Annotated in this window: 25 protein-coding genes and 1 pseudogene; 13 read left to right on the top strand and 13 right to left on the bottom strand. The window is 71.9% G+C overall.

Annotated elements, in window-relative coordinates; translation table 11 throughout:
• The first annotated feature begins 14 nt into the window (after positions 1-14).
• Together ACYVJE_RS08245 and ACYVJE_RS08240 are read left to right on the top strand one after the other, a co-directional pair.
• The gene (locus ACYVJE_RS08245; protein ID WP_461144000.1) at positions 15-992 is read left to right on the top strand and encodes a ribokinase; all 978 of its coding nucleotides are present in this window, start codon (positions 15-17) and stop codon (positions 990-992) included.
• A 47-nt stretch (positions 993-1,039) separates the two neighbouring features.
• Positions 1,040-1,783: an HAD family acid phosphatase gene (locus tag ACYVJE_RS08240; protein WP_459155985.1), complete on the top strand. Its 744-nt coding sequence runs from the start codon at positions 1,040-1,042 to the stop codon at positions 1,781-1,783.
• Between the two features lie 99 nt (positions 1,784-1,882).
• On the opposite strand, the gene ACYVJE_RS08235 is transcribed toward ACYVJE_RS08240, so the two are convergent.
• From ACYVJE_RS08235 to ACYVJE_RS08220, 4 genes are all read right to left on the bottom strand, one after another.
• Positions 1,883-2,611, bottom strand: a complete 729-nt coding sequence (locus ACYVJE_RS08235) for a GolD/DthD family dehydrogenase (protein ID WP_461143999.1) — start codon at positions 2,609-2,611, stop codon at positions 1,883-1,885.
• 25 nt (positions 2,612-2,636) lie between these two features.
• Positions 2,637-3,956, bottom strand: a complete 1,320-nt coding sequence (locus tag ACYVJE_RS08230; RefSeq protein WP_461143998.1) for an RbtT/DalT/CsbX family MFS transporter — start codon at positions 3,954-3,956, stop codon at positions 2,637-2,639.
• Between the two features lie 426 nt (positions 3,957-4,382).
• Entirely contained in the window at positions 4,383-5,816 is a 1,434-nt protein-coding gene (locus ACYVJE_RS08225; protein WP_461143997.1) for a gamma-aminobutyraldehyde dehydrogenase, read from the bottom strand.
• Between the two features lie 83 nt (positions 5,817-5,899).
• Positions 5,900-7,291, bottom strand: a complete 1,392-nt coding sequence (locus ACYVJE_RS08220) for an aspartate aminotransferase family protein (protein WP_461143996.1) — start codon at positions 7,289-7,291, stop codon at positions 5,900-5,902.
• A 235-nt stretch (positions 7,292-7,526) separates the two neighbouring features.
• Between ACYVJE_RS08220 and ACYVJE_RS08215 the strand changes: the two genes are divergently transcribed.
• Positions 7,527-8,927 carry an APC family permease gene (locus ACYVJE_RS08215; RefSeq protein WP_461143995.1) on the top strand — a complete coding sequence of 467 codons (1,401 nt, stop codon included), beginning with the start codon at positions 7,527-7,529 and terminating at the stop codon, positions 8,925-8,927.
• Here the strand turns inward: ACYVJE_RS08215 and ACYVJE_RS08210 are convergent.
• Entirely contained in the window at positions 8,909-9,394 is a 486-nt protein-coding gene (locus ACYVJE_RS08210) for an Lrp/AsnC family transcriptional regulator (RefSeq protein ID WP_459155991.1), read from the bottom strand. The two genes, ACYVJE_RS08215 and ACYVJE_RS08210, sit on opposite strands and share 19 nt — an antisense overlap.
• Before the next feature lie 199 nt (positions 9,395-9,593).
• Between ACYVJE_RS08210 and ACYVJE_RS08205 the strand changes: the two genes are divergently transcribed.
• On the top strand, positions 9,594-11,087 hold the full coding sequence (locus ACYVJE_RS08205; protein WP_461143994.1) for a CoA-acylating methylmalonate-semialdehyde dehydrogenase: 1,494 nt from the start codon (positions 9,594-9,596) through the stop codon (positions 11,085-11,087).
• Between the two features lie 71 nt (positions 11,088-11,158).
• Here the strand turns inward: ACYVJE_RS08205 and ACYVJE_RS08200 are convergent, their stop codons facing one another.
• Both ACYVJE_RS08200 and ACYVJE_RS08195 read right to left on the bottom strand, forming a co-directional pair.
• Entirely contained in the window at positions 11,159-11,533 is a 375-nt protein-coding gene (locus tag ACYVJE_RS08200; RefSeq protein ID WP_461143993.1) for a cupin domain-containing protein, read from the bottom strand.
• A 104-nt stretch (positions 11,534-11,637) separates the two neighbouring features.
• Positions 11,638-12,126 carry a MarR family winged helix-turn-helix transcriptional regulator gene (locus ACYVJE_RS08195; protein ID WP_461143992.1) on the bottom strand — a complete coding sequence of 163 codons (489 nt, stop codon included), beginning with the start codon at positions 12,124-12,126 and terminating at the stop codon, positions 11,638-11,640.
• 99 nt (positions 12,127-12,225) lie between these two features.
• Here ACYVJE_RS08195 and ACYVJE_RS08190 point away from each other — a divergent pair, with 99 nt between their 5' ends.
• Positions 12,226-13,440, top strand: coding sequence for a cobalamin-independent methionine synthase II family protein (locus ACYVJE_RS08190; protein WP_461143991.1), 1,215 nt, complete (start codon positions 12,226-12,228; stop codon positions 13,438-13,440).
• The gene (locus ACYVJE_RS08185; protein WP_461143990.1) at positions 13,431-13,586 is read left to right on the top strand and encodes a hypothetical protein; all 156 of its coding nucleotides are present in this window, start codon (positions 13,431-13,433) and stop codon (positions 13,584-13,586) included. Before ACYVJE_RS08190 ends, ACYVJE_RS08185 begins: the two co-directional genes overlap by 10 nt.
• Positions 13,587-13,635: 49 nt before the next feature.
• Here ACYVJE_RS08185 and ACYVJE_RS08180 read toward each other — a convergent pair whose 3' ends face one another.
• Together ACYVJE_RS08180 and ACYVJE_RS08175 are read right to left on the bottom strand one after the other, a co-directional pair.
• The gene (locus ACYVJE_RS08180; protein WP_459155998.1) at positions 13,636-14,058 is read right to left on the bottom strand and encodes a DoxX family protein; all 423 of its coding nucleotides are present in this window, start codon (positions 14,056-14,058) and stop codon (positions 13,636-13,638) included.
• A 148-nt stretch (positions 14,059-14,206) separates the two neighbouring features.
• Positions 14,207-15,298, bottom strand: a complete 1,092-nt coding sequence (locus tag ACYVJE_RS08175) for an alcohol dehydrogenase catalytic domain-containing protein (protein ID WP_461143989.1) — start codon at positions 15,296-15,298, stop codon at positions 14,207-14,209.
• Here ACYVJE_RS08175 and ACYVJE_RS08170 point away from each other — a divergent pair.
• Positions 15,258-15,488, top strand: a pseudogene (locus ACYVJE_RS08170) (hypothetical protein); the annotation flags it as partial. The gene ACYVJE_RS08175 and the pseudogene ACYVJE_RS08170 overlap by 41 nt on opposite strands.
• Complete coding sequence (locus ACYVJE_RS08165) at positions 15,482-15,886, top strand: DUF6807 family protein (RefSeq protein ID WP_461143988.1); 405 nt, start codon at positions 15,482-15,484, stop codon at positions 15,884-15,886. The pseudogene ACYVJE_RS08170 and the gene ACYVJE_RS08165, both read left to right, overlap by 7 nt.
• Here the strand turns inward: ACYVJE_RS08165 and ACYVJE_RS08160 are convergent.
• On the bottom strand, positions 15,840-16,868 hold the full coding sequence (locus ACYVJE_RS08160) for a LacI family DNA-binding transcriptional regulator (RefSeq protein WP_459156001.1): 1,029 nt from the start codon (positions 16,866-16,868) through the stop codon (positions 15,840-15,842). The two genes, ACYVJE_RS08165 and ACYVJE_RS08160, sit on opposite strands and share 47 nt — an antisense overlap.
• Positions 16,869-17,147: 279 nt before the next feature.
• A complete protein-coding gene (locus ACYVJE_RS08155; protein ID WP_461143987.1) occupies positions 17,148-18,758 on the bottom strand; it encodes an ABC-F family ATP-binding cassette domain-containing protein in 1,611 nt (536 codons plus the stop codon).
• A 378-nt stretch (positions 18,759-19,136) separates the two neighbouring features.
• Here ACYVJE_RS08155 and ACYVJE_RS08150 point away from each other — a divergent pair, with 378 nt between their 5' ends.
• From ACYVJE_RS08150 to ACYVJE_RS08130, 5 genes are all read left to right on the top strand, one after another.
• Complete coding sequence (locus tag ACYVJE_RS08150; RefSeq protein WP_461144034.1) at positions 19,137-19,793, top strand: class I SAM-dependent DNA methyltransferase; 657 nt, start codon at positions 19,137-19,139, stop codon at positions 19,791-19,793.
• A 235-nt stretch (positions 19,794-20,028) separates the two neighbouring features.
• A complete protein-coding gene (locus ACYVJE_RS08145; protein ID WP_461143986.1) occupies positions 20,029-20,301 on the top strand; it encodes a DUF4242 domain-containing protein in 273 nt (90 codons plus the stop codon).
• Positions 20,302-20,345: 44 nt separating this feature from the next.
• Positions 20,346-21,635, top strand: a complete 1,290-nt coding sequence (locus ACYVJE_RS08140) for an iron-containing alcohol dehydrogenase (RefSeq protein ID WP_461143985.1) — start codon at positions 20,346-20,348, stop codon at positions 21,633-21,635.
• A gap of 7 nt (positions 21,636-21,642) precedes the next feature.
• The gene (locus tag ACYVJE_RS08135; protein WP_459156005.1) at positions 21,643-23,004 is read left to right on the top strand and encodes a MadS family sensor histidine kinase; all 1,362 of its coding nucleotides are present in this window, start codon (positions 21,643-21,645) and stop codon (positions 23,002-23,004) included.
• Positions 23,001-23,687, top strand: a complete 687-nt coding sequence (locus ACYVJE_RS08130; protein ID WP_459156006.1) for a MadR family response regulator transcription factor — start codon at positions 23,001-23,003, stop codon at positions 23,685-23,687. Before ACYVJE_RS08135 ends, ACYVJE_RS08130 begins: the two co-directional genes overlap by 4 nt.
• Positions 23,688-23,691: 4 nt before the next feature.
• Here the strand turns inward: ACYVJE_RS08130 and mftM are convergent, their stop codons facing one another.
• Complete coding sequence (gene mftM / locus ACYVJE_RS08125) at positions 23,692-24,603, bottom strand: mycofactocin oligosaccharide methyltransferase MftM (RefSeq protein WP_459156007.1); 912 nt, start codon at positions 24,601-24,603, stop codon at positions 23,692-23,694.
• Positions 24,600-26,117: a VWA domain-containing protein gene (locus ACYVJE_RS08120; RefSeq protein WP_461143984.1), complete on the bottom strand. Its 1,518-nt coding sequence runs from the start codon at positions 26,115-26,117 to the stop codon at positions 24,600-24,602. The genes mftM and ACYVJE_RS08120 overlap by 4 nt, the downstream gene beginning before the upstream one ends.
• Between the last annotated feature and the right edge of the window lie 7 nt (positions 26,118-26,124).

Genomic DNA, 26,124 nt, shown 5'->3' with positions numbered 1-26,124 from the left:
GAGGAAGGACCCCGATGCCCGCCAACGAACCCCTCTCCGCGCGATGCGTCCCCGCGCTGCAGCCCCGCCCCGAACCGGACATCGCCGTCGTCGGATCGCTCAACATCGACCTGACCGCGCGCGTGCACCGCCACCCCGCACCTGGCGAGACGGTGCGCGGAAGCGGGCTCACCGCGACGCCGGGGGGCAAGGGGGCGAACCAGGCGGTCGCCGCGGCGCGGCTGGGCGCCGCGGTGGCGATGCTCGGCCGCGTCGGCGACGACCACCACGCGGAGGCGCTGCTCGGCAGCCTCCGCGACAACCGGGTGGACACCGCGCACGTCGTCCGCGACCCGCACGCCCCGACCGGGACCGCCGTGGTCACCGTCGACCAGGCCGGGGAGAACAGCATCGTCCTCGACGCGGGTGCGAACGCGCGCACCCGCCCCGAAGACGTCCGGCGCGCCGCGTCCCTGCTCGCCGCGGCGAAGGTCGTCTCGCTCGTCCCCGAGATCCCCGGGGAGACCGTCTGCGCCGCGGCGCGGCAGGCCCACCGGGCCGGTGTGCGGGTGGTGCTCAACCTCTCGCCGGTGACGCAACTGCCCGCCGACGTGCTGCGGACCTGCGATCCGCTCGTCGTCAACGAGCAGGAGGCGCGCGAGCTGGCAAGCGGCGCGGACGCGCCGGGCGAGGCGGTGGAGGACCTCGCGCGGAGCGTGCTGCGCCTGGGAGCCCGCTCCGCCGTGGTCACCCGCGGCGCCCGCGGCGCGACAGTGGCCACTGCGGACACCGGTGCCGTGGAGCACGTCCCCGCGGTCGCGGTCGAACCGCACGACACCACCGGGGCCGGGGACGCCTTCGCCGCGGCGCTCGCCTGGCGGCTCGGCGAGCGCGACAGCCTCCCGACGGCCGCGCGCTGGGCTGCCCACGTCAGCGCGCTGGCGGTGCGGCGCCCGGGAGCCCAGCCCTCCTATCCCACGCTCGACGCGGTCACCGCCGCCCGCGCCGGGTGACACCGCGCCCTTCCCGAGTTGCACGACCGACCCACTGGAGCGAGAACATGCCGCACGGACAGCGCAGCAACACCGGCGGGCTGCTCCGCACCGCCGGCGGGATCGCCCTCGCCGCGGCGCTCGTCGCGGGAGCCCCGGCCGCGGGAGCGGCCTTCGACTCCGCCTCCGAAACCGAGTCCGCGTCCGAACCCCCGCGGGCGGAGATGCCGAACCTGACCACCGTCAAGGACTCCATCACCGAGTACCACGACTCCGGGCAGTGGCACGACGACATCGCCGAGCGGTCCGCGCAGGCCCGCGAGCACCTCGAGCGCGCGCTGCGCGGTGGGGTGGACGACCCGGCGATCGTGCTCGACATCGACGACACGAGCGTGAGCACGTACCCGTACCAGCGCGACCACGACTACGGCTACGTCGACGAGGCCTTCGACGAGTACGTCCACGGAGGAGCGTTCCCCGCGAACCCGCCCGTGCGGCGACTGGCCCGCTTCGCCGCGGAGCGCGGCGTGGCCGTCTTCTTCGTCACCGGCCGGGACGAGAGCCCGCGCATGCGGCACGACACCCTGCACCACCTCCGCGAGCAGGGATATCCCGACCCGGCGGGCCTGTACCTGCAGCCCCCCGAGGACGACCGCCCGTCGGTCGTGCCGTACAAGTCGGGCGCGCGCGCCGACATCGAGAGCCGCGGCTACGACATAGTCGTCAACGTCGGCGACCAGCGCAGCGATCTGCGCGGCGGGCACGCGCGGGAGGCGGTGAAGCTGCCGAACCCGGTCTACCGGATCGACTGAGCCGGTGCTGCCCGCACGCGCCCCGCCCCGTCCGCTCGGGCGCTCGCTCCCCCGCCCGCTGGGTCCAGCGGGCGGGGGAGCGAGCGCCCAGTGCTGCGGTCAGCGGACGGTGAAGCCGCCGTCGGCGCGCAGTTCCGCGCCGTTGACCATCGCGGCCTCCTGCGAGGCGAGGTAGGCCACGGCCGCCGCGATCTCGTGGGGCTCGGCGAACCGCCCGGCCGGGATCTCCCTGCGGTGCGCCTCGCCCTTGGGGTTGTCCCAGGCCGCGCGTCCGAGCTCGGTGAGCACGACGGTCGGGGACACGGCGTTGACCGTGATGCCGGAACCGCCCCACTCCAGCGCGAGCGTGCGCGTCATCCCGAGGAGGCCGGCCTTGGAGGCGCAGTAGGCCACGTGCTCGTCCAGGCCGACGTCGGCGGCCTGGGAGGCCAGGTTGATGATGCGCCCGCCCCCGCTGCCGAGCATGCCGCGCCCGACCGCCTGGCACATGAGGAAGCTGCCGGTGAGGTTGACCTCCAGCGTCCGCCGCCAGTCGGCGGGGTCGATCTCGGCGGCGGGCGCCAGCAGCGCGACACCGGCCGAGTTGACGAGCACGTCGATCCGACCGTGCTGCTCGGTCACCTCCCGCACGCACGCGTCGACCGATTCCTCGTCCGTGACGTCCACCCGGTGGGTGGAGGCGCACTCGTCGGGCAGCTCCGCCAGCCGGTCGGCTCCGGCGACCGCGGCGCCCTGCTGCTTCAGGGCCCGCACCACCTCGGCCCCGATGCCCGAGGCGGCGCCGGTCACGAGCGCCACTCGTCCGGTCAGTTCGAACACGGTTCGCACACTCCTCGTTCTGCTCGGATGGGGATCAGGCCGGCGCGCTCACCGCGCGGGTGCGGGCGGACTTGTCGTCCTCGGGGACGCGGAGGAAGTGCACCATGACGAACGCCGCCGCGTAGAGCAGGACGAAGGCCCAGACGACCGCGGTGTTGCCGAGGCCGAGCATGTAGACGGCGGTGACGACCGCGGAGCCGAGGAAGGCCGAACCACCGGCCGCCGTGGTGTACATGGCCATGGCCGCGCCTTTGAACTGCGGTGCCAGCGCGGGCATGATCGCGCCCATCGGGACGAACCCGGCCAGCAGGCAGCCGAACACGCAGCCGGCGACGACGGCGAGCCAGAAGCCCCACACCGACCCGGCCGGGACCCAGTGCGGCACGTACCACCAGGCCAGCAGCCCCACCGCGGAGCCGAACACGCCGAACCACTGCACGGTCAGCCGCCAGCCCCACCGGTCGCCGATCGCGCCGAAGACCGCGTTGACGAGGATGTTCGTGGCGTACACCAGCACGGTCATGGTCAGCCAGCGGCTCTGGCCCCACTGCAGCTGATCCGCGATGACCGTGGGCAGGATGATGAACATGCCGTACTGGGGCGCGGTGTTGATCCAGCGCACGAGGAAGCCCATGAAGATCTTGGGCTGGCGGTAGCTCAGGCGCACGCCCTCGGTGATCACCTGCATCGCGGGCACGCCCCGCGGGGCCAGGCGCCGGTCCCCGTGCGGCTCGGTCACGGCGAACTGCGCGAGCAGGAACCCGAGGAGCACCAGCACCGAGGAGGCGATCATCGCACCGGTCTCACCACCGGTACCACCGCCGAAGGCCGGGATCGCGCCGAGCGCGAACAGCGAGCCGAGGGTGGGCAGACCACCGGTGAACATGACGTAGAACCAGCCGACCGCTGCGCCCTTGCGCTCGGTCGGTGCCACCACGTTGACCCACACGAGGAAGGCGAACGCGAACAGCGGGTAGCCGAAGCCGCGCAGGAAGTAGGTCAGAAAGACCAGGGGCAGGCTGCCGACGGACAGGCTGATCAGGAACAGCACCTCGAAGCCCAGCCACACGGCCGCGCCGAGCTGCATCACGCGCCGCGGGCCCCACAGGTCGGCCAGCGCGCCGGACAGGTAGCTGCCCACGAACACGGACACGCCGTACATCGAGATGATCGTGCTGACGGTGGCGGTAGTGCTGCCGAGCACGCTCTCGATGTGCGGCGAGATGAAGTTCGACTCGGTCCCGTTGCCGGTCATGAAGATCAGCACGGCGAGGAACCCCCAGCGCAGGGAGTGGGGGATGCCGATCCGGTCGAGCCCGGTCTCGGTGCGTCGATTGGCTGCGTCGGTACTCATCACGGCGATTCCGGTTTCACTCGTCGGGCGGGAGGACGGTCCACCGAAGCGAACACTTAACTTTCTCCAGTTTAAGTATCACGTCTATGTTGTGACTTTGTGTGCGAAGCAGCTTGTCTCGTCACACGCGCTTTGTCAAAGCCCTCCGGCAGGACTCACCTTCCGGGATTCCGTGACCTGCGAAAACACAGTGATCCGCACCCGCCCCCTCGGTTCCGAATCGCTCCAGCGCCGCGATCGCACCCCCGGTGTGGGAACTTCGGTGGACACGGCGCGCTTCCCGCTGAGCACGAGCACCACAAGGTGCAAGTTCGATTGAACAGGATCGTTGTTAAAACGACACAGGCGCGCCGCGCGGCGCGGCCCCGGTGGTGCGGAGCCCGCGCCGCGCGGCGCGCCCGGACGGATCGGACTGCCTCGTGGCGGTCAGTCCTCGATCTGCGACATCACGTGCTTGACGCGCGTGTAGTCCTCCAACCCGTACAGCGAGAGGTCCTTGCCGTAACCGGAATGCTTGAACCCGCCGTGCGGCATCTCGCCGACCAGCGGGATGTGGGTGTTGATCCACACGCACCCGAAGTCGAGCTCGCGGGACATCCGCAGCGCGCGGCCGTGGTCGGTCGTCCACACCGAGGAGGCCAGCCCGTACTCGACGTCGTTGGCCATCGCCACGGCCTCCTCCTCGGTGGTGAAGCGCTGCACGGTCAGCACCGGCCCGAAGACCTCGGTCTGCACCGCCTCGTCGCGCTGCTCGAGCCCGGAGACGACGGTCGGGGCGTAGAAGTAGCCGCGCTCGCCCACCCGGAAGCCGCCGGTGTGCACCGTGGCGTGCCCCGGGAGCCGGTCGACGAGCCCGGTGACGTGGGCGAGCTGGTCGGCGTTGTTCAGCGGGCCGTAGAACGGCTCCGCGGCCTCCGGACCGGTCTCGGTCGCCCGGGCCTGCTCGGTCAGCGCCTCCACGAGCGCGTCGTGGATGCCGGGACCGGCCAGCACGCGCGTGGCCGCCGTGCAGTCCTGGCCGGCGTTGAACAGCGCCGCCTCGGCGATGCCCCGGGCGGTCCGCTCCACGTCCGCGTCGTCGAAGACGACCACCGGCGCCTTGCCGCCGAGCTCGAGGTGCACGCGCTTGACGTCGTCCACCGCCGCTTCCGCGACGTTCTTGCCCGCCCGCACGCTGCCGGTGACCGAGACCATGTCCGGCTCGGGGTGCGCGACGAGCTCGCGCCCCGTGTCGCGCCCGCCGCAGACCACGTTGAACGCCCCGGCCGGGAGGTGCTCGGCCATGAGCTCGGCCAGGTACAGCGTCGAGGCCGGCGTGGTCTCGGCCGGCTTCAGCACCACCGTGTTGCCCGCGGCCAGGGCCGGCGCGAACTTCCACACGGCCATCAGGATCGGGTAGTTCCACGGCGTGATCTGCGCGCACACGCCGACCGGCTCGCGGCGGAGCCACGAGGTCAGCCCCGGCAGGTACTCCGCCGCGGCCCGGCCCTCGAGCGTGCGTGCCGCGCCGGCGAAGAACCTGGTCTGCTCCAGGATCATCGGCAGTTCCTCGGCGTGCGCCACAGCGCTGGGCTTGCCGGTGTTGGCGCACTCCACGCGCAGCAGCTCGTCGGCGTTGCGCTCGATGTCACCGGCGATGCCCAGCAGCGCCCGCTGCCGCTGGGCCGGTGTGCGCCTGCTCCAGTCCGCGAAGGCGGTGCGCGCCTCCTTCATCGCGGCGTCCACATCGGACCGGTCGGACACGGCGACGTGGCCGTGCACCTCCTCGGTGGCCGGATCGATGACCGGCTGCGTGCGGCCGTCCGCCGGGTCGACGAACGCACCGCCGATGAAGTTGCGGAAGATGCGGGGTTCCTGCACGGTTCGTGCACCTCCTGGGATGCGGCGGTGATGAGCGGGTCCCGCCACCGGCGCAGATCGCCGGTGGCGGTGGTTCGGTCCGGTCAGAGCTGCTTCCACGCTCCGGTCAGCACGGTGCGCAGGATCTGCTCGATCTCGTCGAAGTGCTCCTGCTCGCAGACCAGCGGCGGCGCCAGCTGCACGACGGGCTCGCCGCGGTCGTCGGCGCGGCAGTACAGGCCGTTGGCGAACAGCTCCTTGGAGACGTGCTCGCGCAGCACGCGCTCGGACTCCTCGGCGGTGAACGTCTCGCCCGTGTGCTGGTCCTTGACGAGCTCGACCCCGTAGAAGTACCCGGCGCCGCGCACGTCACCGACGATCGGCAGATCGCGCAATTTATCCAATGTGGACTTGAACGCGCTCTCGTTGGCGCGCACGTGCGCGTACAGGTCCCACTGCTCCATCAGCTCGAGGTTGGCCATCGCCACCGCGCACGACATGGGGTGCCCGCCGTAGGTGGACCCGTGCGCGAACATCGTCGTGCCGTGCTGGAACGGTTCCGCCACGCGGTCGCCGACGAGCAGTGCGCCCAGCGGGGCGTAACCGGAGGTCATCCCCTTGGCGGTGGTGAGCATGTCCGGCTGGTAGCCGTAGCGCTGCGCGCCGAACTCGTGCCCGAGGCGGCCGAAGGCGCCGATCACCTCGTCGGAGACGAGCAGCACGTCGTAGCGGTCGCAGATCTCGCGCACGCGCTCGAAGTACCCGGGCGGAGGTGGGAAGCACCCGCCGGTGTTCTGCACCGGCTCGAGGAACACGGCCGCGACGGTGTCGGGGCCTTCCATCTCGATCGCCTGCGCGATCTGGTCGGCGGCCCAGCGCCCGAACTCCGCGTAGTCGTCGCCGTGCTCGGGCGCGCGGTAGAAGTTCGTGTTGGGCACGCGCAGCACGCTCGGCACGAGCGGTTCGAAGTCCTGCTTCGCACCGGGCAGCCCGGTGATCGACAGGGCGCCGGCCGAGGTCCCGTGGTACGCGAGCGAGCGGCTGACGACCTTGTGCTTGGTCGGTTTCCCGGTGACCTTGAAGTACTGCTTGGCGAGCTTCCAGGCGGTCTCCACCGCTTCCCCGCCGGAGACGGTGAAGAAGACGCGGTCGAGGTCTCCCGGCGCGCTTCCGGCGAGGCGCTCGGCGAGCCGGATGGCGCTGGGGTGCGCGTGCGACCAGAGCGGGAAGTACGACAGCTCCGCGAGCTGCTCGGCGGCGGCGCGGGCCAGCTCGTCCCGTCCGTGCCCCACCTGCACGGCGAACAGTCCGGCGAGCCCGTCCAGGTACCGCTTGCCCTGGTCGTCGAACACGTAGGGGCCGTCACCGGAGGTGATCACGGGGACGCGCTCGCCCTGCTCGCTGTGCACGGCGTGCCGGGTGAAGTGCATCCACAGGTGCTCCCGCGCGGCGTCATCGAGCGGGGCCGCGGTGCCTGCGGTCTCAGAGGGGGCCATCGGTGTCCTCGCACTCGTTCAACGACGTTGGCAATACGTGTATCGCACAGTTCATCGCTATATGCAAGCGTATCCGTGGCTATAACCATTCAACACAACGAAAAACGTTCCCTCTGCCGTTGACGACGACGGCCCTCCGGGGGGTTAATGCCCCCTCGGGGTCCCGGCGCCGGGGTGCAGCAGGCGCCCGCCGGGACGTCATCCGCCCGACCCCGCCACGAGGGAGTGCTTGCTCATGACGACGACCGGGAGCACGCTGCAACGAACACTGGGGATGTGGGCGATCGTCGCCCTCGGCCTCGGGTACATGACGCCGACCGTCGTGTTCGACACCTTCGGCATCGTCTCCGACCGCACGCACGGCACCGTGCCGACCTCGTACCTCATCGCCCTGGTCGTCATGCTCTTCACGGCGATCAGCTACGGCAAGATGGTGCGGATCTTCCCCAGCGCGGGATCGGCGTACACCTACACGCGCAAGACCATGCACCCGGTCGTGGGCTTCCTCGTCGGCTGGGCGGCGCTCCTCGACTACCTGCTGCTGCCGATGGTCAACGCGCTGATCATCCGGCAGTACCTGGAGTCGGTGTTCCCGGGAGTGCCCGCCTGGGTGTGGGTGCTGGCCTTCGTCGGCTGCGTGACCGCGGTCAACGCGTGGAGCATGCGGTCGACCTCGCGGCTGAACACCGCGCTGTTCCTGTTCGCCGTCAGCATGGTGGCGGCCTTCCTCGTGCTGATCTCGGTGCAGCTGGCAGGGGGGCCCGGCCAGGGGACCGCGGCCACCCTCGACCCGCTGTGGAACGAGGGCACGCACCTCGCCGCGCTGCTCGCCGGATCGACGATCGTGGCCTTCTCCTTCATCGGCTTCGACGCCGTGACGATGTACACCGAGGAAGCGCGCGACGAACGCACCGTGCCGCGGGCGATCCTGCTGACCGTGCTCATCGGCGGGGTGCTGTACTTCGTCTGCTCGTGGTTCACGCAGGCCGCCTTCCCCACCAACGCGCCGTTCGCCCAGCCGGACAACACGACGCCGGAGCTCGGGATGCTGGTCGGCGGCCCCGTGTTCCAGGCGCTGTTCCTCGCCGGCGCGTTCGGCGCCACCGCGGCCTCCGGCCTCGCCTCGCACGCCAGCGTGTCCCGGCTGCTGCACGTCATGGGGCGCAACGGCGTGCTGCCGGCGAAGCGGATGTTCGCCCACGTCCACCCGCGCACGCGCACCCCCGCGTACACGGTGGTCTTCGTGGGCGTGGTGAGCCTGCTGGCGATCGCACCGAGCCTGGAGCTCATCGCCTCGGTGATCAACTTCGGCGCGCTGATCGCCTTCACCTTCGTCAACCTGGCCGTGCTGGCGCACTACGTCGTGCGCGAGCGGCGCGTGCACAGCGCACCCGAGGTGCTGCGGTACGTGGTCATGCCGCTGGTCGGAGCCGCCCTGACCGGCGTGCTCTGGTACTTCCTCTCCGCCGACGCGCTGGTCGCGGGCCTGGTGTGGACGGCGCTCGGGTTCGGCTACGTGCTCGTGCTCACGCGCGGCTTCCGGCGGCCGCTCGACGACCTCGAGCTCGTGCCGGAGCAGGAGGCGGCCCCGGACGCCGACTCAGCCGAGGATCCCGATCAGCGGGTTCCCCACTGATAGGTCTGCTTGTACAGCTTCAGGTACGGCAGGGTTTCCGCGTCCCGGACACCGCTGATGGCGCGCACCTGGCGCGAGACGACCTCGAGGAGGTGCTCGTCGTCCTCGCAGACCGCCTCGCAGAGGAGGTCGTAGCGGCCCGCGCAGAGGACGACGTAGCTCATCTCCTCCATCTGCGCGACCTCCTCGGCGACCGGTTCGATCGGGCCATCCACCTTGATGCCGACCATGGCCTGGCGGAACATGCCGACGTGCATCGGATCGGTCACCGCGACGATCTGGATCACGCCGGCCTGGGTCAGCCGCGTGACGCGCTGGCGCACGGCCGCCTCGGACAGCCCCACCGCCTTGCCGATGGCCCCGTACGGCCTGCGCCCGTCCTCCTGCAACTGCTCGATGATGCGCTTGGACACCTCGTCCAGGGCACCGTGCCCGGCGTTGTCGACGTACTCGTACCTGCGCTGCACATGCAGCATGATCCAGGTCGCGCGCGCCCGCCCGCAAACCGGTCGTGGTGCAACACACGCGGCGCCGCGCACTATCAAGTCCTAATGTATGGACAAATGTTGACAGCGGCTGCGCGCACGGCGTAGACAGAGACCGCCCCCTGGACGGGGCCGGTCGACCGGCACGGACAAGTCCCAGCCGCGAGGAGCGAGACGGAACATGAAGACAATCCAGCACTGGATCGACGGCGCCGCCGCCGAGGGGACGTCGGGCCGGTACGCCGACGTCACCGACCCGGCGACCGGACAGCGCACGGGTCGGGTCGCACTCGCCGATGCGTCCGACGTGGACACTGCTGTGTCCTCCGCCGCCAAGGCGTTCCCGGACTGGGCGAGCACGTCGCTGGCCAAGCGCACCGAGATCCTGTTCGCCTACCGCGAGGCCCTGCACCGCCACCGCGACGAGATCGCCGCGCTCATCACCGCCGAGCACGGCAAGGTGCACTCCGACGCGCTCGGCGAAGTCGCCCGCGGCCTCGAGATCGTCGAGTTCGCCTGCGGAATCGGCCACCTGCTCAAGGGCGAGACCTCCACCCAGGTCGCCACGCGCGTCGACGTCGAATCGCTACGCCAACCGGTGGGCGTGGTCGCCGGGATCACCCCGTTCAACTTCCCCGCCATGGTGCCGCTGTGGATGTTCCCCATCGCGCTGGCCTGCGGAAACACGGTCGTGCTCAAGCCCAGCGAGAAGGACCCCGCGGCCACCACCCGGCTCGTCGAGCTCGCCACCGAGGCCGGCGTGCCCGACGGCGTGCTCAACCTCGTCCAGGGGGACAAGCCCGCCGTGGACCGGCTGCTGGAGCACCCCGACATCGACGCGGTCAGCTTCGTCGGCTCCACGCCGGTGGCCCGCGCGGTGCACAGCACCGCCACCGAGCACGGCAAACGGGTGCAGGCCCTGGGCGGCGCGAAGAACCACATGCTCGTGCTGCCCGACGCCGACCTCGACCAGGCAGCCGACGCGGCCGTCTCCGCGGCCTACGGCTCGGCCGGGGAACGGTGCATGGCGGTCTCGGTCGTCGTCGCCGTCGACCCGGTCGGCGATGATCTCGTCGAGCGGATCGCCGAGCGCGCCCGCGGGCTCACCATCGGCCCCGGCACCGACCCGAACAGCGACATGGGCCCGCTGATCACCGCCGAGCACCGCGACCGCGTCGCCTCCTACGTACCGCAGGCGCGCGAGCAGGGCGCCGACGTCGTCGTCGACGGCACCGAACTGCGGGTTCCCGGCCACGACGACGGCAACTTCCTCGGCGTGAGCCTGCTGGACAAGGTCACCCCCGAGATGACCGCCTACCGCGACGAGATCTTCGGGCCGGTGCTCTGCGTCGTCCGCGTGCGCTCCTACGAGGAGGCGCTGCAGCTGATGAACTCCTCGCCCTGGGGCAACGGCACCGCGATCTTCACCCGGGACGGCGGCGCGGCGCGGCGGTTCAAGCTCGAGGTGCGCGCCGGAATGGTCGGCGTCAACGTGCCGATCCCGGTGCCCGTGGGCTACCACTCCTTCGGCGGGTGGAAGGACTCGCTGTTCGGCGAGCACCACATCTACGGCACCGACGGCGTGCACTTCTACACCCGCGGGAAGGCCGTCACCACACGCTGGCCCGACCCCGGCGAGGGCGGCGTCGACCTCGGATTCCCCAACAACTCCTGATGTTCAGCAACCCCTGACGCGGCACGGCGGCGTGCGGTGCCCGGGGCCGGCACCGGTTCCCGGGGCACCGCTCACGTCGGCCGTGCGTAGTCGGTGGCCGCGGCCCAGTCCACGATGACCGCGTCCTCGTCCCCGAGGACCCACGCGTCGTGACCCTGGGGCAGGTAGCTGACCTGCCCGGGACCGACGTCGAACTCCTCGCCGGAGGACATCCGCACGCGCACGGTCCCGGACACGTGGTACTGGAAGTGCGGCGCTTCGCACCAGTCCGTGCCGGCGAGCGGACGCACGTCCCGGCTCCACCGCCACCCCGGGTGCAGCACCATCCGCCCTACCGTGCCCACGTCCAAGTGGAGCACCTCGACCCGTCCGTGCGTGATCTCGCGGACCTCGTCAGGCGAGCCGAACGAACCGAGTTCCGCGGCTCGGGCCTCTCGAGCTGTCATGATGACTCCTTCGGGTTGCCGAGGCCCCGAGAGTGCGCGCCTCGCGCGCCGCGAACCAGGGACTTTCGCCTCGCAGAGCGCAGCGCGGCCGTGCGCGTCCCCGCTCACCCGCGCTCGCGCAGCAGCCCTTCGGCGAAGGACCTCAGGTCCTCCACCATGCGCGCGACGCGGTCCTCGTCGAACTCGGCGAAGGCCCGCTCGTGCAGTCCGGTGAGCAGGTCGCGGCACTGCTCGACCACTTCCTCGCCCCGGCGGGTGAGGTGGTGCGACAGCCGACGGCCGTCCGTCGAGCGCCGTTCGAGCAACCCGTCCCGCTCCAGGGACGCGGCCATCGCGCTGATCCCCTGCGGCGTCTGCGCGGTGAGATCGGCCAGCGCCGCGCCGGAGGCCCCCGGGTGCAGCTGCAGGCTCGCGAGCACCGTGAACGCCGCCAGCGACGTGCCCGCCGAGCTCAGCAGGTCATCGGCCACCCGGGCGTAGATCTGCGACACCAGGCGGAGCCGCAGCGGGATGTGCCCCGCACCGGCCAGGTCCGACTGCGCCAGCAGCTTGTCGAAATCCTCCAGTCGGAGAGGCCCTTTCCGCTCGGCCATGTGCACATGCTATCGGTGTCCTCGCCCGATCGCGGTCTTGCCAGCGCACCGCATCTCCGCATATCAAGTGCTTGATACGTGGAGGAGGATGATGCGCGCATGTTGGCCAGTACCGAGCGGATCCGCACCACGCAGGCCGGCAGCCTTCCCCGGCCCGACGAACTCATCGAGCTCAACCGCGCCCGCGCCGGCGGAGAGGTCGACCACGACCGCTTCCGCAGCGGTGTCGACCAGGCCGTCGCGGACCTCGTGCAGCGCCAGCGCGGGACCGGCATCGACGTGGTCGGCGACGGCGAGTTCGGGAAGTCCATGAGCACGCGCGTCGACTACGGTGCCTGGTGGTCCTACTCGTTCCAGCGGCTCGGCGGACTGGAGCTGACCGATCAGGGGGTTGACGACATCAGCCACGACCCCGCCAAGTCCACCGGACTCACGCTGTCGCGCTTCGCCGACCGCCGCGACCGGGCGCGCTTCGCCGAGGCCTACGCCGACCCGTCCGCCGGGATCACCACCGGAGGTTCGGGAGCGATGCGCTTCCCCGTCTGCCGCGGACCGCTGCACTACGCGGGGCACGACGCCATCCGGGCGGACATCGCCGCGTTCAAGCGCGCGCTGGAGCGCGCGGGCTTGGAAGAGGGCTTCATGACCGCCATCGCCCCCGGCAGCTGCGCCCGCATCGGCAACGAGCACTACGCCACCGACGAGGAGTTCCTCCACGCCTGCGCCGAGGCGATGCGCGAGGAGTACCAGGAGATCATCGACGCCGGTCTCATCCTGCAGCTCGACGACCCGGGCCTGGCCGAGAGCTGGGACCAGATCAACCCGGCCCCCGCCGTCGAGGACTACCGGCGGTGGGCGATGCGGCGGGTCGAAGCGCTCAACCACGCCCTCCGCGGCCTGCCGCAGGACCGCATCCGCTTCCACCTGTGCTGGGGCAGCTGGCACGGTCCGCACACCACGGACCTGCCGATGCGCGAGATTATCGACGTGCTGCTGCAGGTCGACGCGGGCGCGTACTCCTTCGAAGCGGGCAACGTCCGCCACGAGCACGAGTGGAAGGTCTGGCGGGACGTCACGCTGCCCGAGGACAAGCTGATCCTGCCGGGCGTGGTCAGCCACGCCACCAACGTCGTCGAGCACCCCGAGCTCGTGGCCGACCGGATCGTGCGCTTCGCCGAATGCGTCGGGCGGGAACGCGTGCTCGCCTCCACCGACTGCGGGCTCGGCGGACGGGTCCACCCGCAGATCGCCTGGGCCAAGCTCGAAGCCCTCGCCGAAGGCGCGGCCCTGGCCACGCAGCGGCTGTGGCCGTGACGAGCTGCGCGGTGCCGCGCCGCTCGATGCGGCGGCGCGGCACCGCGCAGCTCGTCGACGGGGTGCGGGCGTCGTTGATGCCGGGCACCGCTCCGGACGAGCGCAGCGACCCGCCGCCGCTGCCCGCGCCCCCGGAGCCGCCGTGAGCACGGGCCGCGAAGCTCGCGGTCCCGCCTCGCGGACGGGGCCGCCGGATCACCGCGCCGGGCCGATCCGCTGCAGCACATCCGCTGTCCGGGACCACCGGCCCCAGGCGACGACGGCCGCGAGCAGCCCGAGCACCAGCGGCAGGAACAACGTCCCGCCGAGCGCGGGCACGACCAGGTGCGTGATGACCGCGCCGAGCATCACCAGCACCAGACCGAGCCCGGCCAGCCCCGCCAGCGCGGGAATCACCAGGCCGACCGCGCCGAGCAGTTCCAGGCTCCCGGTCAGGTACCGGAACCAGTGCCCCACTCCGATCCGGTCGAACATGTCCACGGCCGAAGCCGTGCCGACGAGCTTCGGCACCGCCGCGTTGCCCACGAAGTACAGGGCCAGCAGCACCTGCAGCACCCACAGGGCGATCTCGCCGATCCGCCCGCGACCGCCCAACGCCTCCGTTCCGCGCGCGTGCATCGCGATCCCCTCCCCGCCAGGCCTCACGACCGGTCGCCCGACACGTCCCATCGTCCCACCGATGGGGGCGGGAACCAGCCTCGCGGCCGGGACGGGGAGCACGCGCGCTCCAACGGGTCGGGCCCGCCGGAGCGCGCAGCGGGCGGTCTCACCCGTTCGGCAGGATGGAGACCTTCACCGACTCGCCCGAGGTGTCGGCCACCAGGTCGAGCGCCTTCTGGAACTCGTCCAGCGGGAACTGGTGGGTGCAGATCTCGTCGACGGGAAGCGCGCCCTGCTCGAGCATCCGGATCGCGGCGGGCCAGCAGTACGGCCCCAGGTGCGCGCCGAGCACGTTCAGCTCCTTGTCGTCGGAGATGATCGACCAGTCGACGGTGACGTCCGAGCCGAACACCGAGTACTCGACGTAGGTGCCGAGTTTGCGCAGCAGGTTCAGCCCCTGTCCGACGGCGGCGACGGCACCGGTCCCCTCCAGGTAGACGTCGGCGCCGTAGCCGTCGGTGAGCCGGCCGACCTCGGCGGTGACGTCCTGCTTCGCAGGGTTGAGCACCACGTCCGCTCCGCAGCGGCGTCCCAGTTCGAGCTTGTTGTCATCGAGGTCGAGGGCCACCAGCGTCATCGGGTTCTTCTGCCGCGCCCCGGTGATCAGCCCCAGCCCGATCGGCCCGCAGCCGGCGACCACGACGACGTCGCCGAAGGAGATGTTCGCGCGCTCGACCGCGTGCAACGCGCAGGACAGCGGCTCGGCGTAGGCCGCGTGGTGCGGGGCGAGCTCGTGCGAGACCCGGTGCGCCCGCGCCTTCGGCGGAACGATCACGTACTCGGCCATGGCCCCGTGGTAGTTGCGGAAGCCGAACATGTCGTGCGGTCCGCACATCCAGTACTGCCCGCGCGCGCAGTAGCGGCACTGCTCGCAGGGGACGATCTGCTCGCACGCGACGCGGTCCCCGAGGGAGACGCCGTGGCGCCGCAGGTCGGCCTCCGCGCCCGAGACGACCACGCCGACGAACTCGTGCCCGGGAGTGATGCCGCTCTGCGCGTACGCGGAGCGGTTCTCGTCGCCCCAGAACTTCGCGGCGCCGTGGTAGCACTTCAGGTCGCTGGCGCACACGCCCACGGCCTCGACCCGCAGCAGCAGCTCCCCTTCCCCGGGAGCGGGGACGTCGACTTCCTCGAGCCGGTAGTCACCGGGGCCGTGCATGACCACGCTGCGCATCCGCTCGGGCACCGAAGAGGACATGGTTAACTCCAATTCCGTTAACTATCACTACTGCAATGTGAATATTAGCGTGTCGCCCTTCCGGGCTCGTGTCAAAGCCCCGCAGCCCGGAGCCGGTGGCCTGCGAGTCGCGCAAGCCCTACGCGCACCGCTGCGCACACTTGCCGGCCACGTCGTGACCGGCTACCGACCCCACGACCACCGGTGGCACAAGGGCCTGCAGATGACCGCCAGCCACGTGTCCGGGCAGAACTTCTGGGGCGGCTGCACTGGCGCGGACCGCGCGAGTTCACCTGTGACGCCGTGCTCGGACCCGGCGGCCTCGGTGGGGAGGCCATGCTCGGCCGGCAGGCACCGTGGCTGGCCTTCGTCGGCGAGCACGACGCCGTGGACGCGCACTCCGCCCTCGTCTTCGCGCACGCGTCGAACGCGCCCTCACCGCGCACCCCTGGTAGCCCTCGACCGGGCACGAGCGGCGGCGACTGCGCCGAGCAGGCGGGAAGGATCGGTCCGCACCCGCGGACCCCCGCACCGACCGCGTCCGCCTCGGAGGCGGTCGCGCTCAGCCGCGCTGCGGGGTGCTGTCGCGCAGGACGACCTGCCCGCTGAACCGCCGCAGGCGCCGCTGCCGGCGGTCGGCGTCCACGAGCATGTCGAAGGCCGCCTCCCCGAGCTTCTCCAGCGGAATGCGCACGGTGCTCAGGCCGGGTGTGATGTCGCGGAGGGTGGCGATGTCGTCGAACCCGGCCACTGCCAGGTCGTGCACCCCGAGACCGTGCTCGCGGCAGGCCGCCATGGCCCCGACGGCCATGATGTCGTTGACCGCGAAGGCGCACTCCGCGCCGCGCTCACGGCGCAGCAGCTCGACGGCGGCCTCGTGGCCCCCGTCGCGGGTGAACTCGCCGTGCACCACGTCCGCGGCGGAGAGCCCGATGCCCGCGCGGCGCAGCCCGTCGCGGAAACCGGCCAGCCGGTCCCGCGCCGTGAGCAGGTTCTGCGGCCCGGCCAGGACGGCGAACCGGCGGTAGCCGAGCTCGGTCAAGCGGGTGGCCAGCTCGCGCGCGCCGGCGCGGTTCTCGAGCACCACCGTGTCGCAGGACAACCGGTTCTGGCTGACCGCGACGACGCGGCCGCCTGCGGCGTCGAACGCGTCGATCTCGGTCCGCAGCGCCTCCTCGGGCTCGCTCTCGGTGGTGCGGCTGCCGACCAGGATCACGCCGCGCGCCCGCTGGTGCCGCAACGCCGCCACGTACTCCGCCTCCCGCTCGGGGCGCTGGGAAGTGCTGGACAGCGTCACCATCAAGCCGTGCGGCTCCGCGCGGCGGATCACACCGGCGGCGATCGTCGAGAAGTACGGGTCGGCGATGTCCGGAACCACGAGGCCGACGACGTTGGTCCTGCCCCGCGCCACGGCCTGCGCCGGGGCGCTCGGCGAGTAGTTCAGCCGCTCCGCCACCGCCTGCACGCGATCACGCAGGTCGTCACCGACCGCGCGGTCGCTGCCGTTGAGGACGCGGGAGGCCGTCGCCAACGACACGCCGGCCTCGCGCGCGACATCGGCGAGGGTCAACCGACCTGCGTTCGAGGACATCGATCTCCTTTCCCCGGGGTGATGGTACCCGGTTCCGGGAAAGCTCTTTCCCGCGCGGTGCCGCCGCAGCGGGGCAGCCGCCGCACCACCACGTCCCATCCGGTACCGATCCCCTCCACCGCCGCGCACGCCGCTGGGGACGACCGCACGCGTGGAGGGCGTGCACGCGCTCACCGCCGCACAGCCGGCCAGCTGGTCGGCGCGTGCTCGTCGCGGCAGGAGGTATCGCCCTGCGCGGCGCGCCGACCCGCGGCGGTCCGGGTCCCGGCCGCACCGGGGTCATCCCACGACCGCGCCGCCGGCCATGTGCAACCGCCGGTGGGTCCAGCGCCGGCGCAGCCAGCGGTCGTGCGAGGCGACGACGATCGCGCCGGGAGCAGTCCCGAGCGCCTCTTCGAGCTCCTCGACGAGGCTCAGCAACAGGTGGTTCGTCGGTTCGTCCAGCAGCAGCACGTGCGGCGGCGCGATCAGCAGGCGGGCCAGGGCCAGCCGACGCCGCTGGCCGGTGGACAACCGGCCGACGGGCCGGTCGAGGTCCCGCGGTGCCAGCAGGCCCAGTTCGACCAGCGGCGGGCCGTTCCCGCCACCACCCTCGTCGCACAGCTGCCGCGGTGTGCGGTTCCCGTCGCCGAATTCGACGTCCTGGTCCAGCATCCCGACCCGGACGCCCCGCGCGCGGTGCACCGCTCCCGCGTCGGGTGCGAGGCGGCCTGCGAGCACACCCAGCAATGTGGACTTGCCCGCGCCGTTGGCCCCGGTGACCATGATCCGCCCGCGTGCGGGGAGATCCAGCTCGTCCACGCGCAACCGGTCGGCGAAGCGGACTCCGCGCAGCGCCAGCGGGAGGTCGCAGGCCGGTTCGCGGGTCAGCGTTCCCGCGAAGGACAGCGGGACCGGTGGTTTGCGCACCTGGGTGCGGGTCAGTTTCGCGAGCCTGCGCTCGGCATCGCGCACCCGGCGGGAGACCTGCTGCTGCACGCGGTCGCCCCGGCGCCCGTAGGCCATCTTGTTCTTGTCGCGCATCTCGCGGTTGTGGCTGACGTCGCGCGCGGTGACCGCGAGCGCTCGCCGCTGCTGCGCGATCTCGTCCTGCTCCGCGCGGTACTGCTGCTCCCACCGGAGGCGCTCGCGGCGCTTCTCGACCAGGTAGTCGCTGTAGGACCCGCCGTAGCGGGTCGCGCCGTCGCGGGACGGGTCGAGGTCGAGGACGTCGGTGCACACCTCGTCGAGGAACACGCGGTCGTGCGAGGCCACGACCACGGCCCCGGGCAGGTCCGCGAGCTGGTGCTCGAGGAATCCGATCGCGGCGTCGTCGAGGTGGTTCGTCGGTTCGTCCAGCACCAGGGCGCGCGGCTGCCGGATGAGCAGCGCCGCCAGCGCCAACCGCGAGCGCTCCCCGCCGGAGAGCGCGGCGAGGCGCCGGCCGGGGTCCGCCGACGCGAGTCCGAGTCCTCCGAGGACGCGTTCTGCGCGGCGGTCCGCATCCCACAGCTCGTGGTCCTGCGCCCAGTCCACGAGCTCGCCGTACTCGGCGAGCGCCGCGGTGTCCTCGGGCGATTCCCGCATCCGTTCGGTGAGGACGTCCATGCGACGCTGCGTCCCGCGGATCTCGGCGAGCGCGTCGTCGACGACGTCCTGCACCGCCGCCTCCTGCGGGAAGGGCAGCTCCTGCCGGAGGAAACCGCAGTCCTGCGGGCGCAGCACCGCACCGGTGTCCTCGTCCTCGACTCCGGCCAGCACGCGCAGCAGCGTCGACTTGCCGACGCCGTTCTCCCCGACCACGCCGATGCGGCGGCCGGCGGGGGCGGACACGGTGACCCCGGTGAGCACGCGGCGGTCCCCGTAGTGCTTGACGACGTCACGGGCGTGCAGGAAAGCGGCATCGGACACGAGGATCTCCCGGAATTCCGGTGGCGGAGGCAGCGGGGAAGCCGGATGCGCGTGCGGACGCGTCCTGCCGATACCGGAGTGGGAACCGGTGGAGCTCGGCGGCGGAACTCGCCGCGGGCGGACGGTCGCCGGCGCGATCTCAGGAGATCATGTTCCGAGGCTATGCACGTCCCCAGCGACCGTCAAACCGATTTTCCGCCGTGCGCACCGGACGTCCCGGTGCGCACGGATCCACGTGCGCGGCGGTTCCGCGCGCCGCCACGGCTGCTCGTCGCGCGGCGCGATCCCCCGGAGGTGGCGCCGTCCGCGCCGGGAACGGGTGGCTTCGAAGCAGGCGCCGGCCGGCGCTACGGTGCTCGCACGGACGAACCGGATTTCCTGCGGCGCACCCGGTGGTCCTACGACGCGGGTGCGGACGCGTACGCGTCGTGGATCCGCGGGGAACTGGCGGCCAAGCCCGTGGACCGCGCCGTGCTCGGCGGGTTCGCCGAGCTCGTCCGCACCGCCGGTACCGGTCCGGTCGCCGACGTCGGCTGCGGGACCGGCCGCATCACCGCGCACCTGAGCGGTCTCGGTCTCGAGGTGTTCGGCGTGGACCTGTCGCCGCGCATGCTCGCTGCGGCGAGGCGGGAGCACCCCGGGCTGCGCTTCTCCGAGGGGTCGATGCTCGGCCTGGACATCGGCGACGCGGCGCTCGGCGGTCTCGTCGCCTGGTACTCGGTCATCCACCTCCCGGAGGAGCACCGGCCGGTCGCCTTCGCCGAGTTCGCCCGGGTGCTGGCCCCCGGCGGCCACCTGCAGCTGGCCTTCCAGGTCGGTGACGAGGTCGAGCACCGCACCGACGTGGGCGGCACCCCCGTCTCGCTCGACTTCCACCGGTTGCGGCCGGAGGGGCTCACCGGCCTGCTCGAACGGGCGGGGCTGGACGTGCGCGCCCGCCTGGTGCGCGAGCCGGACGAGAGCGGCGACTACAGCGAGGGGACTCCGCAGGGCTTCCTGCTCGCCCGCAAACCGCTCGCCCCCGCGCAGGGCTGATCGAGCGGTCCCGCGACGCGTCCGGGCGCCTTCGGGCATCGGCTGCCAACCGCACCCCGCCCGCGGAGCGGCTATCGCAGGTGCACCGGGGTTGCTCGCTGGTCACCTGACCATCCGGGCAGGTGCGCGCACCGCCCCGGAGGGGTTACGCCCGGGTGGCGCACCGATTACCGTCGTGCTATGCCGTGCGTCACTCACGCGAGGTGGCGCGGCCACGAGTACCGAGGGAGCTGCCGTGGAGCGTTACGTGGTGGAACGAACCGTGCCCGGGGCCGGGGACCTCTCCGGGGGAGAGTTGCGCGAGCTCTCGGCGAAGTCGAACGAGGTCCTCGCCGGGATGGGCGATGAGGTGCGCTGGATCGAATCCTACGTGACCCCCGACAAGCTCTACTGCGTCTACGAGGCGACCGACCCGGAACGCATCGAGGAACACGCGCGTCGAGGCGGGTTCCCCTGCGACCGGGTGAGTCCCGTGCGCACCGTGATCGATCCGGGGACCGCGTCCTGAGCGCGTGCTGCACCCAAGCCGCGTACGCATCTCGGAGGCAGCCGATGACAGGACTTCGCCCGGGCGTGGGCACCGGTGATGCCGGGACCGTCCCGGAGCAGCTGAGCGAAGCCCCGCCCACCGGCACCGCGCCGGAAGCCGAACAGCCGCCAGCGGGGAATCCGACGGCAGAGCAACCGGCAGCGGGTCAGCTCGCCAAGTTCCACGCCCCCGAGATCGTGTTCGGGCCCGAAGCCCTGTCCGAACTCGGGCACAGCGCGGGCCGCCTCGGCGCGCGCCGCCCGTTCCTGGTCACCGACCCGGGCGTGGTCGAAGCCGGGTGGGTCCGCGAGGCCTGCGCGCACCTGCGCTCGGTCGGCCTGCACCCCGTCGTGTTCAGCGAGCTCACCCCGAACCCCAAGGACCACGAGGTCCAGGCCGCCTACGCCGAGTACGTCGAAACCGGCAGCGACGTGATCGTCGCGGTGGGCGGCGGTTCGTGCGTGGACGCCGCCAAGGGCGTCGCCATCCTCTCCGGCAACGGCGGCCACGTCCTCGACTACGAAGGCGTGGACGAAGTCGTCAAACCGATCCCACCGCTGGTCATGGTGCCCTCGACCTCGGGGACGGGTGCCGACGTCTCGCAGTTCTGCGTGGTCACCGACACCGCTCGGTCGACCAAGGTGACCATCATCAGTCGCACCCTCGTCCCGGAGATCTCGATCGTCGACCCGCGGCTGCTGACCACGATGCCGGAGTGGCTCAACGCCGCCACCGGGCTCGACGCGCTCACCCATGCCGTCGAGTCGTACGTCTCCCGCGCGCACAACCCCCTCACCGACCACCACGCGCTGCACGCCGTCGGCCTGGTCACCGGGAACCTGCTGCACACCCTGATCGCCCCGCACCAGATGCCGGCCCGCACGGCGATGGCCCAGGGCTCGCTGGAGGCGGGCATGGCCTTCACCAACGCGATCCTCGGCGCCACCCACGCGATGAGCCACCAGGTGGGCGGGTTGCTCGACGCCCCGCACGGGGTGATCAACGCGATCCTGCTGCCGCACGTGATCCGGTTCAACGCCGCGGAGGACCCCGAGCGCTACCGCCCCCTGGCCGGCGCCGCGGGCATCGACGCCGACCGCGCGCCCGCCGACGAAGCGGCCGACATGCTCGCCGACCGGGTGCGCGAACTCGCCGACTCCGTCGGCGTGCCGCGGGGGCTGGTCCGGCTCGGCGTCGGCGAGCACAACGTCGAGCACCTCGCACGCACGACGCTGCGCGACGCGTGCCTGACCACCAACCCGCGCCCCATGGACCAGCACCAGGTCGAGGCGCTGTTCCGCGCTGCCATGTGAGGTCGGCATGGACGACGTCGCCCGCTCTGACGACCCGGCCACGCTCGGCGAGCTGACCGGAGTGCGCTCCAGCAAGCACTCGTTCTACCCCGAGTACCGCCGTTCCAACGAACGCCTCACGCGCACCGTGCAGGCGCTCGACGAGATATCGCAGGCGCTCGTGCGGTCGGCGGAAGGGCCGCGCGCCTTGGTCGAGGCGGTCGTCACCGCCGCCGCGGAGCACCTGCAGGCCCGGTGGCTGCTGTTGGCGATCTCGGGCGGGCGACTGGCCGGGATGCGCCCGGGGCAGCTGTTGTACCACCACGGCCGGCTCATCGACCGCGAACAGGACCTCCCCGGTGAGGTGCGCGAGCACCTGGCGACGGTGCGGGACGCCCCGCGGGAGCTCGAGTCCTGCTCGATCGCCACCGGACTCGTGCGGGCGCCGATGATGCTCGAGGAGGAACCGGTCGGCGGGATCGTCGCGCTCGCGGGGCCGCAGGTGCAGCTCGCCGACACGGACCTGGCGATCATCCGCGTGCTGGCGAACCAGGCCGCGGTGGCGCTGTACAACGCGCACCTGTTCCAGACCGCGGCGCACCTGCGCGGCAGGGCCGACCAGCTCACCGCGGAGGCCTCGCGGCAGGCCGAGCACCTCGTGCAGCGCCAGGCCGAGCTCGAGGACGTCCAGCAGCGGCTGACCGCCGCGATCCAGCGGCAGGTGATCGACGAGGAACGCCACCGCATCGCGCGCGAACTGCACGACAGCGTCACCCAGGCCGTGCTCAGCGCGGGCATGATCGTCGAGGTGTGCCGTTCGGAGCTGGAGGGCGTGCCGGGCCCGGCCGGCGACGTGGCCCACCGGCTGGCGCCGGCCAAGGAACTCACCCAGCAGGCGGTCTCGCAGCTGCGCTCGGCGATCTACGCCCTGCACAACGCCAGCGACGAGGCCCCCGGTTCGCTTCCGGTGCTGCTGGAGCGGCTCTCGCACGTGCACCTGCCCACCGAGGTCGAGGTGTCGGTGCGGGTGGCGGGTGAGCCGGTGGCGCTGCCGCCCGCGGTCGAGCACTCGATGCTGCGGTTAACCGGTGAGGCGCTGTTCAACACGGCCACGCACGCCAACGCCGCGCGCGCGGTGGTGGATCTGCACTACTCCGACGAGCGGGTGGTGCTGTCGGTCGCCGACGACGGCACCGGCGACCCGGAGGCGCTGCAGCGGGCCCTCCTCACCGGCGGGAACGAGCGCGCCGGGCACCACTGCGGTCTGGCGAACATGGCGGGCAGGGCCGAGGAAATGGGCGGGGAACTGAGCATCCGGCGCGCGGATCTCGGCGGCGTGCTGGTGCACCTGGCGGTGCCGCTGCCCCTGGCTTGGAGGGATTGGCGATGACTGAAGCCGCCACGCGCGGAAGTGCCGCCCCGGCTGCGCAGCACGGCAGCGGCGAGGTGCGGATCATGCTGGTCGACGACCACGCGATCGTCCGCCAGGGGCTGCGCGCCGTGCTGGAACGCGAGCACGACCTCGCGGTGGTCTGCGAGGCCTCCAGCGCGGAGGAGGCGCTCGCGTTCGTCCCCCGCTGCGAACCCGAGGTCGTGCTGCTGGACCTGAAGCTCTCCTACGGGGACTCCACCGAGGGGCTGCAGCTGTGCGAGGAGATCACCAGCGCGCACAGCGGCATCGGCGTGCTCGTGTTCACCACGTTCCTGGAGGACGACCTCGTGGTGGAGGCGCTGCGCCGGGGCGCGCGGGGGTACGTTGTCAAGGACGTGGACACCACCGAGCTGGTGCGCTCGATCCGGGCCGTGGCGCGCGAGGAGTGCGCGTTCGACTCGCGGTCCGCGGCGGCGATGGCGCACTCGATCAGCAACCAGGAAGAGGAACCGGAACTGACCACCCGCGAACTGCGGGTGCTGGAGCTTCTCGCCCGCGGGTTGAGCAACCGGGAGATCGGCGGCCAGCTCTACATCTCCGAGACGACGGTGAAGTTCCACGTGCGCAACGTGATGCGCAAGCTGTGCGTGTCCAGCAGGGCCGAAGCCGTCTACTCCGCGAGCAAGGCGGGGCTGATCTAACAGCTCAACCCCTGTCGATCACCAGCCAGCCGCCGTGGTGCTGGTGCACCTCGAACGGTTCGCCGGTCCAGCGGCCGAGCTCCTCCAGCGCGTACGGGTCGAACGTGCGCACGTGGCCGTAGGCCGCGGTCGGTTCCTGTTCGAAGGGGACGGCGACGACGACGCGGCGCCGGGCCAGGCGCCGCGCCTCGGCGAGCACGGCGGCCCCGTGCTCCGGTTCGAGGTGTTCCAGCAGGTGCACGGCCAGCACGGTGTCCACCGCGCCGTCCGGCAGCGGCACGCGCGCCGCGTCGCAGACCAGGGTTCCCATCGGCACGCCCCGGTGCCGCGTCATGCGCCGCAGCAGGTCGATGGAACCCTGATCGATGTCGGAGGCGATGACCTCGGTGCCGCCCCGTTCGGCCAGCAGCACGGGGAGGAAGCCGAAGCACGCCCCCAAGTCCAGCACGCGCCCGCCCGGCACGAGTTCGAGGCAGCGCCGGTAGACCGGGACGATCTCCGCGATGGAGGAGCTCTCCTCGCCCGGCGCGCTCGACCACAGCTGCCGGATGCGTTCGAGGGTGTTGTCGTAGAACAGCGACCACCCCCGCACCGGATCGTCCACAGTGGTCTTGACGACCCCGGTGAACACGCGCTCGAACACCTCGGCGCCGTTGAGCCACCCCGGGACGAACAGCTCCTCCACGAGCAGCCCGGCGAGTTCGTTGTCGAGCCGCTCCGGCGCTACCCGATGGCCGATGCGCAGCCGGTCCCCGTTGCGGCGCAGGCAGAAGTGCCGCGTGCTGGCCACGGTGCGCTGCTCGGTTCCGCCCATGAGCTCGGCCCGGGTGACCTCGATGAGCCCGTCGGAGTACCGCCCGGGGGTCGACGCGTCGAAGGCGTCGATCGGCCCACCGGTGCGCAGCGGCACGCTCATCGCCCGGTCACCTCCTCGGCCATCCGCTCCGCGGTGCGGCGCAGCCCGGTCAGGTCCCGCACCACCTGCACGCGGTCGCAGTTCTCGGCGTAGTGCGGCAGGTCGCACCCGCCCAGGGCCCACGAGTGGCGGGGTTCCGGGGTGAGCCAGATGAGCTCGCGGCACGCCCGCGAGATCTCCTCCAACGCAGGGAGGTTCGGCGGCCGGCCGTTGTTGCGGCCATCGCCGAGGACGACGACCGTGGTGCTGCGGTCGAGCGCCCCGCGGTACTCCTCGAGGAAGTCGCCGAACACCTTCCCGCAGTCGGAGTCGGCGTCCACGTCGAGGGTGCGCCCGTCGAAGATCAACCCGAGCGCGTGCTCGCTGGGACGGGTGCTGAACAGCGAGGTGACCTCGGCGACTTCGGCGACGAAGGCGAAGCTGCGCACCTTCCGGAACCGGTTCTGCAACCCGTGCACCAGGTGGAGGGTGAACCGGGCGGTGGCGCGCACCGACAGGCTCACGTCGGCGAGCACGACCAGCCGCGGTTTGTCCTCGGTGCGGCGCACCGCGATCGGGCGAAACGGAACCCCGTCGAAGCGCATGTTGCGACGCATGGTCCGGGCCGAGTCGACGCGCCCGCGGGAGGAGATCACGCGACGGCTGGTGAGCCCGCCGCGCAGGCTCTGCGCCAGCTGGTTCAGCGAGTCCTCGAGCTCCTCCCGCTCGCTGCGGTCGATCCGGTCCAGCACCGCGGGGTCACCGGCCTCCTCGGCGTCGTGCCCGGCGGCGAGCAACCGCGCGATGTGCTGCTCGAGCGCCTCCGGCAGGTGCTGCAGCAGTCCGGACAACCGGCGGCGCAGCGCGGCGGCGTCGTCGGCGTCGCCGTCGTCCTCCGCCGCGGTCGGATCGGAAAGCGGCGACAGCCAGCCCAGCAGGGCGTCCTGCTGCTCGTCGGTCAGATCGGCGTCGATGCGCTGCGCGTTGGCCGAGGACAGCTCCCCCGGCGGCGGGGTGCCGCCCATGCGGTCGGTTTCCAGCTGCACGTGGTCGCTGTTGTCGATGCCGGCCACGTCGTCCTGGGAGAGCATGAGCTCGTCGGAGGAGTCGGAGCTCATGCTGATCGGGTTCAGTTCCGGGTGCGGGCTGTAGCGCTCGATGAGGTCGTCCTCGTCGAACAGGTCGCCGACTTCGGCGTCCGGGCTTTCCATGTCCGCGCGCGGCGGGCGCTGCTCGACGTCGCCGAGGGTGAAATCCTCCAACGCCGCGCCCGCCGCCGGTTCGTCCTCCGCCGCGGGTTCATCGGCGGCGGCGACGGGATCTGCGGCGAAGAGGGCGGCGAACAGCTCGTCGAACACCGGGTCGTCGCGCTGGTCCTTGATCAGCGCACTGCGCAACGCCTCCCGGAACAGCGCGCGCTCCTCCAACACCCCCGGCGCGCACAGGCCGCGCAGCGCGTCGAGCACTTCGGACACCGAAAGGCGCACACCGCGCATCCGCAGCAGACGGGCGAAGCGCACCACTGTGGACTCCACGACCCCT

The organism is Salinifilum aidingensis (assembly GCF_054782015.1).
The sequence above is the reverse complement of the archived record's forward strand: the minus strand, read 5'-3'. Positions and strand labels throughout refer to the sequence as shown.